Consider the following 8,066-nt stretch of genomic DNA (forward strand, 5'->3'; position numbering starts at 1 on the left):
TTTCCAGTTTTCAAAGAACAATTTTTTATAAAATCGAAACGGTTTTTATTACCGTTTAAAGATTATTTCTAAAATCATTATACGAGGAGTGATTATTAAATGAATGCGTCATTATTGAAAATTAGTTTGTTACTTATTGCTATAGCTTTAGCTATAAGTGTTGTTGCATTGGCTGCACCATCAAATATCTCTCACCCATTTCCCCAGGATAAATATAATGAAAATCCTCCTGCATTGCATGCTAATAATAATCTTTCTGAAAGTCATTTTATAACCAAGGAACAAGCTATTGCAAAGGTGTCTGTTGGCAAAGAAGGTGACTTAAAGTCGGCGGAACTTGTGACTTGGAAGCAGCACTTAGCAAATGATGAGCCAAAAGAACAATTGGTAAATACTCAGATAGATCCTGACAGAATGGTATGGGTAGTAAAAAATTATTTTCCAAAAGGGTTAGAGACAAAGGCTGGGTTTTATGAAAAGGCTACTTTAATTTCTGTATTTGATGCCCAAACCGGACAGTTATTGGAGTCAACTGTTATGGGAGATTGGAAAGGGCAAAGGCTGCCTTAAAACATGTGATAATAAGGAAGTAGTTACAAATGTAGACAGGAAAAGTGATTATGGCGGCTATCTTATTTACAGGGAAAATTTTGTAACCGGATTTAAAAGGATTGAAGCGCTTGATAAAAACTTGAAAGTAATTTAATTAAAGGGTGTTTTGAAGTGGTTAAATTAAAATTTAAATAATGAAATCCTTGAATGTAAATTTAAAGGGATGATATTATGAAAATAAGAAAGAAAATTGTGACAGCAATAATTATTGCTATTTTCGTAATTTCCCTACCTGAAATAGCTTTAGCACATCCTATGCAAGACAATTGGAATAACGACTATGTAGGTTACCGCTTGTTCAGGGTGGTACATTGATTGTAGTTTAGTAAATCAAAATGATTACTGGCATGTAGATCATGACTTTTAAAAATTAACGGTTATTTCCTTAAAAAGGAAGGCGCGTAATAATATGAAAAATTTTAAAGTGTGGCTTTTACCAAGTATCATACTGATATTAACCTTTTGGGGTTATTTTTATGCTTTAGCTGAAAATAATAATACAGTTAATGTAAATTTATATACTAAAAATTCTAATATAAATTCTGATAATAATGAATTATCTTTACCGTACGAATTAAAAACACCTAAATATTTGCCCAAAGGACTTGTTTTTAAGAAAAAAACAGTTGAGAATGTTGGTGTTTTAAAGGCAGTAATACAAGGGTGGCAAGATATAAAAAACGAAAGGAGATTTTTGGTAATTATACAATCAAATGATAATGGAAATACAAAACCAAGTGAAATTAACGATGCGACAAAAATAAAGATTGCAGGCACTGATGCTTGGTTGCTTTATGAAAGTGAAGGAGAACCAGTAAAAATTATGTTCTGGAAAGATAGTTGTTATTATCTTGTAGGAGGATTAAATATATCTGTTGAAGACCTAACAAAAGTGGCAGAAAGTTTGTTTAAATGATATTGAATACAGATGAAGAGAAACGAGGTAACATCAAGTTTTATAACCTAATATTTCCGTTGAATCAATATAAGGTAAAATGTTTTTAGAACACTACCTTTCTTTTTTTGAGGTGATTTACAGTGAAGTTCCAAATTTTTTTATTTTATATCAGTATTATAGTAGGAATAATTGGAATAATGCTGGGAAATCGCGTTAACTATCGTTGGTATTGGTTGGCAATTTTTTCTTTTTATAACTTTAGCTATTTAACGGGATTTTCTCGGTTGCTATTTTTAAGCATTGTATGGATTTTGCTTTCATTAACAATTGGTCATTCTTTAGGTTTAGTTACCAGCTTCAAAAAAGGCGTCATAGCTTCCTTATTGGGTTTAGTGTTATGGGTTATATTTAGTCTATTGATTGATGATTATTGGCTATTCTTGCCTGTGCAGAAAATTTATAATTTATTGGGGTTATATTAGTGATCTGCTTTTGTCCTCCTGGAGAAGGTCCTTAAAGAGAGAATTAAATCGCAGGAACATTTGAATCAGAACTATTAAGAAAAATTTTTGCATAATTGACAAAAAATTTTCAAAAATGTTCAAAAGGGTGAAATTAAATGCAAAAGGCCTTTTTCCTGGCTGTTTTACTGCCATTTTTATTAATAAGTTGTACTACAAATAAAATATTAGGGGTGTTAAACAAAAATTTTCAATATTCCAAAATTAGTATCAGGAACATCATTGATTTATGATAAACTTTGAAATGTTTGAACGTCTTTAAGCAAGTTTTTTTTAGAGGAATTTTTTGAAAGATGCCGAATAAGAAACAAAAATGGCAAAAGGAGAAGATAAATGCTTTCCAAAGTACATACGATTGCCTTAAACGGCATTAACGGAGAAATAGTAGAGGTGGAGGTGGACATTAACCGCGGGCTTCCGGGGATGGAGGTAGTGGGCCTTCCAGATACGGCGGTAAAGGAAGCCCGGGAGCGGGTAAAATCGGCGATAAAAAATTCCGGGTTTGATTTTCCCATCGCCAGGATAACAATAAACCTTGCCCCGGCCGACCTTAAAAAAGAAGGTTCTCATTTTGATTTGCCGATAGCTCTTGGGATTTTGGCGGCGAGCGAACAGTTAAACGCTGACCTTTCACACTACATCTTTTTAGGGGAACTCTCGTTGGAAGGTCAGGTGCGGGAGGTAGATGGAGTCCTACCTTCGGTATTAGCGGTGCGGGGAAAAATTCCCAAAGCGGTGGTGCCGTATAACAACCGCACCGAAGGGGCACTGGTGTCCGGAGTCGAGGTTTACGGGGTAAAGAGCCTAAGAGAAATCGTAGCCTTTTTATCGGGAGAAGAAGAGCTTAAACCAGAAAAGCCTCTTGATATTTCCGAAATACTCCGCGGAAAACCCGATGAGGAGCTGGACTTTGCCGATGTGGCAGGACAGGCGGTAGCGAAAAGGGCTTTAGAGAAATTGCTGCGGCAGCAAATTTAAATTGTCTGATGTTATGACCCCATGTCAGTATAAGCTTAATACGAAAAATGCATTTTATTTAAAGGTGAAGCGGGAAAATTTAAACCGGAGCTACCGAACGGTTACAGTGCGATTTAGCAGTTACGATGTAGAGCGGATAAATCGTTACTTAATGGAAAAGAAGATAAGCCAGTCGGAACTGTTGAGGAAAATAGTAAGCAAAAAAGAATTAAGCTATACGATGAGGAAACCTACAGATAGCAGGGTAGTATTAAAAGCCATGAAAACTTTCAGCGTTGAAGATAGGCTTTATAGAAAATTAGAAAGCTGGTCAAAAAAATTAAACATACCAACAACAACACTTATAAGAGAATTAATTCTGTCCGGTATAGAAGAATGGATATAACAGAAAAACGGTACTTGTTTTGTGTGTAATTAATATTTTTCATGGATTGCAATAATCAGCTTTTGCGGTGCCATGTTAAAGGGAGTACATCTATAGCTTAGGTATTAAAAAAATCTTATAATAATTGACAAAAAATTTTTAAAATTGTCTTGACAAAAAAAAATGTGCAGTATAGTAATAAAAGGGAATGCATTCCTGAAAATGGTAAACAAGGGGGGACAAAAGATAAATTCTGCTTCCCTTGATTTGTCTAGTTTTCATTTGCAAGAACATGATTGGTTAGAAAATAATCTTAATGAGTACTTATCTTAATATACTCAGATCTACTTATTTTGCTGCAAATAAGTGGTATAAGATGTGCAACTTTTAAAAGCCATTAAATTTTTACGATCTTTATATAAAACATACTTTAATGAATTTCTAATCTGATGGAATATGCTAAGTTGAATTTCTGCCTTTGAAAGTAAAATATTTGGGAAAAATATAAAAATATTTAGAATAATGCTAGGCGATAGTGAATTAGAAAAGTTCTACTAAATTAAGTGCTTAATTAGTATAGAGCTAAGGTAGCTATGGCTATATGCTGGTTACAATTATCAAGCTTATTATATTAAAAATTATCAATTGATATTTAAAAAATTAGAAGGAGGAATTAGCGGTGATAAAGAAAACCATATTATTATGTTTTTTTATAATGTTATATTTTGTAACAACTGCATTAGCATCTACTGTTCAAGTGACTAATTATCTTTATGATGAATCAACTGGAATATATAAAATTTTTGACCCCAAAATTTTGCCAGAAATTCCGCTAGATGAAAAGCCTAAATATCTTACCACAAATACTGACAATATGGGTAATAAATACAAAGATAACAATATTATTACGCCACAAGTTAACTTAATAAAGGAATTGGTAAGGTATGATCAAACTTCAGCAAATTTAAATTGGACTATGAAATATGTTGGCGTAACTCGTGTTGACAATACCCAAAATAAATATTCATCGGCAAAACTGATTTTTACAGCAACCAGCAGTGGATCTTTTAAAGCTGCTGCAAATGTTAGTGGAACAACATCTACAGAAATTAATTTAATTGTTGGTAAAGTTGATGCAACAGTTACAATCGGGGGTACTATTGAAAGGGTTTGGACTCAAGGAATGACCTATGGAACTGAAACAAGTGTTCCTCCTGGAAAAATTGGTGAAATATATGCTTATATTCCAGGTACAGCAAGCAAAGGTTATGCAATATATAAAGTAACGGATGATTATGGATATAGTTTTTATGAACAAAAGGCTTGCGGTGCTAATGTACCAGCTAAAAATTCTTGGAATATGGTTGTAAAGATTTATTAATTTCAAGAAACATGTCTACCCCAATAAATGGTAGACATGTTTTATTTTAATATTTACGAATGTTGATAATGTAAACAATGCAAATATACCTTAAAGGAAGCATTGAGGTGATACAATATTGAGAGGAAAATTAATTTTAATAATTATTTCGTTACTGTTATTAACAGGATGTAAAGACGGTGATAAGAAAGAAGTCTTAGACAATGAAAATATAAATAAGCAAAAACAAATAGAATCAACAACAGATTATAAGACAACTGAAGAAAAGTATCTAAATGATTTTAAATCTTTTTTGCCAAATAGCAATGTATTATACACAAAAATAGTTGATTTAGATAATGATAAAAACTTGGATTTAATAATCCTCTTTGAAGATAAAAAGACAAGAAAAAAATCAAATATTGCATTTGTTGGTAAAAGAGGAATATACGCAATAGATATTGCTGCAGATAAAAATAATTTGGTATTTAAAGAACCATTTCAAATAAAAGTCATAGAAGTGAAAGGAATGATTCAGGGTATAGAGATTCCAATGATAAATCAAAAAACAAATGAACAATATAACTATAATATTTCACTTATTGCATCTGGAAGTGATCAAACTTTTAAGATAAAAGCTGAAAAATATAATGAAAAAAATAATTAAGTTGGCTTGGTGTTTCAATAGCGGATTTATAATAAAAAGGGTGAAATTAAATGCAAAAAGCCTTTTTCCTGGCTGTTTTACTGCCATTTTTATTAATAAGTTGTACTACAAATAAAGTTTCAACTGAATCTAAATTATTTGACCTTTCTTCAAAATATTATGGATATGTTTATGGGACATTTAATCATGATTATTCTATAAGACTTTTTGAATTTGGGCAGATTGTCAAAAAGGCTTCGGAAGTTAAGAATGAAAGGGATATAGATTACTTAAAAGGAAGAATTGATGCTTTTTTACTGGGAAGGCCCGGAAGTGTTGGTGAAATAGCATCGGTTAACAAAGAATACTTGGATAAAATAATAATCCCTGAATTACAGCAGCCAATTTTTAACCTTTTAAATGAGATGGAACTTTATATTAGCAACCTTGAAAAAATCGTTGAAGAAAGAAATTTTCAAAAATTAAACCAATTGCAAGCAGAGCTAAAGGAACTATACCAGCTTGAAAGAACAATCAATGATGATAGATACCGAAATCCTCAAGAGAAAGAAAGGTATTTAGCAGCTATCGAAAAAATGGAGAAAATCATGAAAAAATAAGGTGGTTTGTTTATAAGATTAAAATTTCTTGTCCTGCTTTTTCAAGCAGGCTTTTTTCTTTTTAGAGGAATTTTTAGAAATATGCCGAAATAAGAAACAAAAAAAGTAGAAGAAGGAGAAAAATGCTTTCAAAAGTACATACCATTACTTTAAACAGCATTAATGGCTAAATAGTGGAGGTGGAGGTGGACATTAACCGCGGGCTTCCGGGGATGGAGGTTGTGGGCCTTCCCGATACGGCGGTCAAGGAAGCCCGGGAGCGGGTAAAGTCGGCGATAAAAAATTCGGGATTTGATTTTCCCATCGCCAGGATAACGATAAACCTTGCCCCTGCCGACTTAAAAAAAGAAGGCTCTCACTTTTAGCTCTCGGGATTTTAGCGGCGAGCGAACAGTTAAACGCAGATTTATCAAGCTACATTTTTTTAGGGGAGCTATCCTTGGAGGGTCAGGTGCGGGAGGTAGATGGAGTCCTACCTTCGGTATTAGCGGTGCGGGGAAAGGTACCCAAAGCGGTGGTGCCATATAATAATCGTACCGAAGGAGCGTTAGTGTCCGGGGTCGAGGTTTATGGGGTAAAGAGCTTAAGAGAAATCGTGGCTTTTTTATCGGGAGAAGAAGAGCTTAAACCGGAAAAGCCTCTTGATATTTCCGAAATACTCCGCGGAAAAGCCCGATGAAGAGCTGGATTTTGCCGATGTGGCAGGACAGACAGTGGCGAAAAGAGCTTTAGAAATTGCGGCGGCAGGCAACCACAATTGTCTAATGCTATGACCCCATGTCAGTATAAGTTTAATACGAAAAATGCAGTTTATTTAAAGGTGAAGCGGGAAAATTTAAACCGGAGCTACCGAACTGTTACAGTGCGATTTAGCAGTTACGATGTAGAGCGGATAAATCGTTACCTAATGGAAAAGAAGATAAGCCAATCAGAACTTTTAAGGAAGATAGCAAGTGAAAAGGAACAAAGTTTTACGGTGAAAAATCTCTCCGGAAGCATGAAATTATTAAGCACATTGAAAACATTCAGCGTTGACGATAAGCTTTATAAAAAAATTGCGAGCTGGTCAAAGGAACTGAACATACCAACAGCAACACTTGTTAGAGAGTTGATTCTGGCAGGAATAGAAGAATAAAAGTGCAAGATAATTATTTCTTAACCTTCATTAAATTGAAATAATTTTAGCTAACTCTGATTGGCGCTAATAAAATTCGTTTTTGTATTAGAGGAGAAAGAATTGGCTGCAACTGGTTTCGATTTGAAGAAAACAAGATGTACTAAAATGTAAAATATACTATAATTTACTCAATTTGTATAATTGACATATTTTTAATGGAATATTATGGTTAAAGGTAAAAGAATTACCGGTAATTTCTCGGAATTTTCAGAAAGAGAGGAGGTGAATTAGAATGATAAAAAATAAAATAAAACTTTTGCTTTGTACAAGCTTGATATTAATTCTTTTATCATTTACTGCAGCTTTTGCAGTTAGTGGAACATATACAGTTAGTTTACCTCCACTTAAAAGCGATATAGTCATAATGAGCGGCAGCAAAATATATAATGATGATTACATGCTTAATAGGGTGGATTATATTGGTGATGACTTTGATGCAGCAGACTGTTGGGTTGTTGGGGGAGATGGTACAAGAGTATCAGATAATTTTGCATGTTATGAAGGACAAGGAACATATAGAATAAGTTTTAATACCAATGAGAATGCAGGTACTTTTATTAAACTTTATGCGCAAAGCCATAATCTAAACTTTGTATACGTAACTACGAGCGGATATGCAGATTTAAGATAGAGTAAAAGCAACAAAAACAAACGGATCTAACCTGGGGCTATGGCATTTGCCATAACCCCAGGTTAATTTGTGGAGGTGAATTACAGTGCTCAACTTGTTAAAAACGGAATTCAGCAAGCTTTTTAAAAGAAAAGAGTTTAACATAGTTCTGACAGCAGAGATTGTACGGGAATGTAAATAGTTTTGTGTAAATGGTTTTTACCTAACTAAAATGGCAATACTTTAAATAGCTTTACCTGCCAGGAGGATAGGGCAATGC

11 protein-coding genes and 1 pseudogene are annotated in these 8,066 nt (G+C 33.6%); all 12 read left to right on the forward strand.

Annotated features, from left to right (window positions below):
• Positions 1 to 99: 99 nt before the first annotated feature.
• The 12 genes and pseudogenes from cpu_RS09840 (at position 100) to cpu_RS09900 (ending at position 7,807) form a co-directional block, all read left to right on the forward strand.
• Complete coding sequence (locus cpu_RS09840; protein ID WP_075859823.1) at positions 100 to 570, forward strand: hypothetical protein; 471 nt, start codon at positions 100 to 102, stop codon at positions 568 to 570.
• Positions 571 to 1,021: 451 nt separating this feature from the next.
• Positions 1,022 to 1,528 (forward strand): DUF4367 domain-containing protein, encoded by a 507-nt coding sequence (locus cpu_RS09845; RefSeq protein WP_075859824.1) that lies wholly within the window; start codon positions 1,022 to 1,024, stop codon positions 1,526 to 1,528.
• Between the two features lie 122 nt (positions 1,529 to 1,650).
• Positions 1,651 to 1,992, forward strand: coding sequence for a hypothetical protein (locus cpu_RS09850; protein ID WP_075859825.1), 342 nt, complete (start codon positions 1,651 to 1,653; stop codon positions 1,990 to 1,992).
• Positions 1,993 to 2,364: 372 nt separating this feature from the next.
• A complete protein-coding gene (locus cpu_RS09855; RefSeq protein WP_075859826.1) occupies positions 2,365 to 3,009 on the forward strand; it encodes a magnesium chelatase domain-containing protein in 645 nt (214 codons plus the stop codon).
• A 1-nt stretch (position 3,010) separates the two neighbouring features.
• Complete coding sequence (locus tag cpu_RS09860; RefSeq protein WP_075859827.1) at positions 3,011 to 3,394, forward strand: hypothetical protein; 384 nt, start codon at positions 3,011 to 3,013, stop codon at positions 3,392 to 3,394.
• A 658-nt stretch (positions 3,395 to 4,052) separates the two neighbouring features.
• Entirely contained in the window at positions 4,053 to 4,754 is a 702-nt protein-coding gene (locus cpu_RS09865) for a hypothetical protein (protein ID WP_075859828.1), read from the forward strand.
• A gap of 118 nt (positions 4,755 to 4,872) precedes the next feature.
• Complete coding sequence (locus cpu_RS09870) at positions 4,873 to 5,400, forward strand: hypothetical protein (RefSeq protein WP_075859829.1); 528 nt, start codon at positions 4,873 to 4,875, stop codon at positions 5,398 to 5,400.
• Between the two features lie 50 nt (positions 5,401 to 5,450).
• Complete coding sequence (locus cpu_RS09875) at positions 5,451 to 5,999, forward strand: hypothetical protein (protein WP_075859830.1); 549 nt, start codon at positions 5,451 to 5,453, stop codon at positions 5,997 to 5,999.
• Between the two features lie 212 nt (positions 6,000 to 6,211).
• Positions 6,212 to 6,678, forward strand: a pseudogene (locus cpu_RS09885) (magnesium chelatase domain-containing protein).
• 34 nt (positions 6,679 to 6,712) lie between these two features.
• Positions 6,713 to 6,772, forward strand: a complete 60-nt coding sequence (locus cpu_RS14300; RefSeq protein WP_369688864.1) for an ATP-binding protein — start codon at positions 6,713 to 6,715, stop codon at positions 6,770 to 6,772.
• On the forward strand, positions 6,757 to 7,134 hold the full coding sequence (locus cpu_RS09895; protein ID WP_143299316.1) for a hypothetical protein: 378 nt from the start codon (positions 6,757 to 6,759) through the stop codon (positions 7,132 to 7,134). Before cpu_RS14300 ends, cpu_RS09895 begins: the two co-directional genes overlap by 16 nt.
• Before the next feature lie 274 nt (positions 7,135 to 7,408).
• Positions 7,409 to 7,807, forward strand: coding sequence for a hypothetical protein (locus tag cpu_RS09900; protein ID WP_075859834.1), 399 nt, complete (start codon positions 7,409 to 7,411; stop codon positions 7,805 to 7,807).
• Positions 7,808 to 8,066: the final 259 nt, after the last annotated feature.

The organism is Carboxydothermus pertinax, from assembly GCF_001950255.1.
Taxonomy (GTDB): Bacteria; Bacillota; Z-2901; order Carboxydothermales; family Carboxydothermaceae; genus Carboxydothermus; species Carboxydothermus pertinax.

Excerpts from the sequence above, each read along its gene's own strand:
- cpu_RS09855 (WP_075859826.1), top strand. The coding sequence starts at position 2,365 with ATGCTTTCCAAAGTACATACGATTGCCTTAAACGGCATTAACGGAGAA.
- cpu_RS09840 (WP_075859823.1), top strand. The coding sequence starts at position 100 with ATGAATGCGTCATTATTGAAAATTAGTTTGTTACTTATTGCTATAGCT.
- cpu_RS09900 (WP_075859834.1), top strand. The coding sequence starts at position 7,409 with ATGATAAAAAATAAAATAAAACTTTTGCTTTGTACAAGCTTGATATTA.
- cpu_RS09875 (WP_075859830.1), top strand. The coding sequence starts at position 5,451 with ATGCAAAAAGCCTTTTTCCTGGCTGTTTTACTGCCATTTTTATTAATA.
- cpu_RS09845 (WP_075859824.1), top strand. The coding sequence starts at position 1,022 with ATGAAAAATTTTAAAGTGTGGCTTTTACCAAGTATCATACTGATATTA.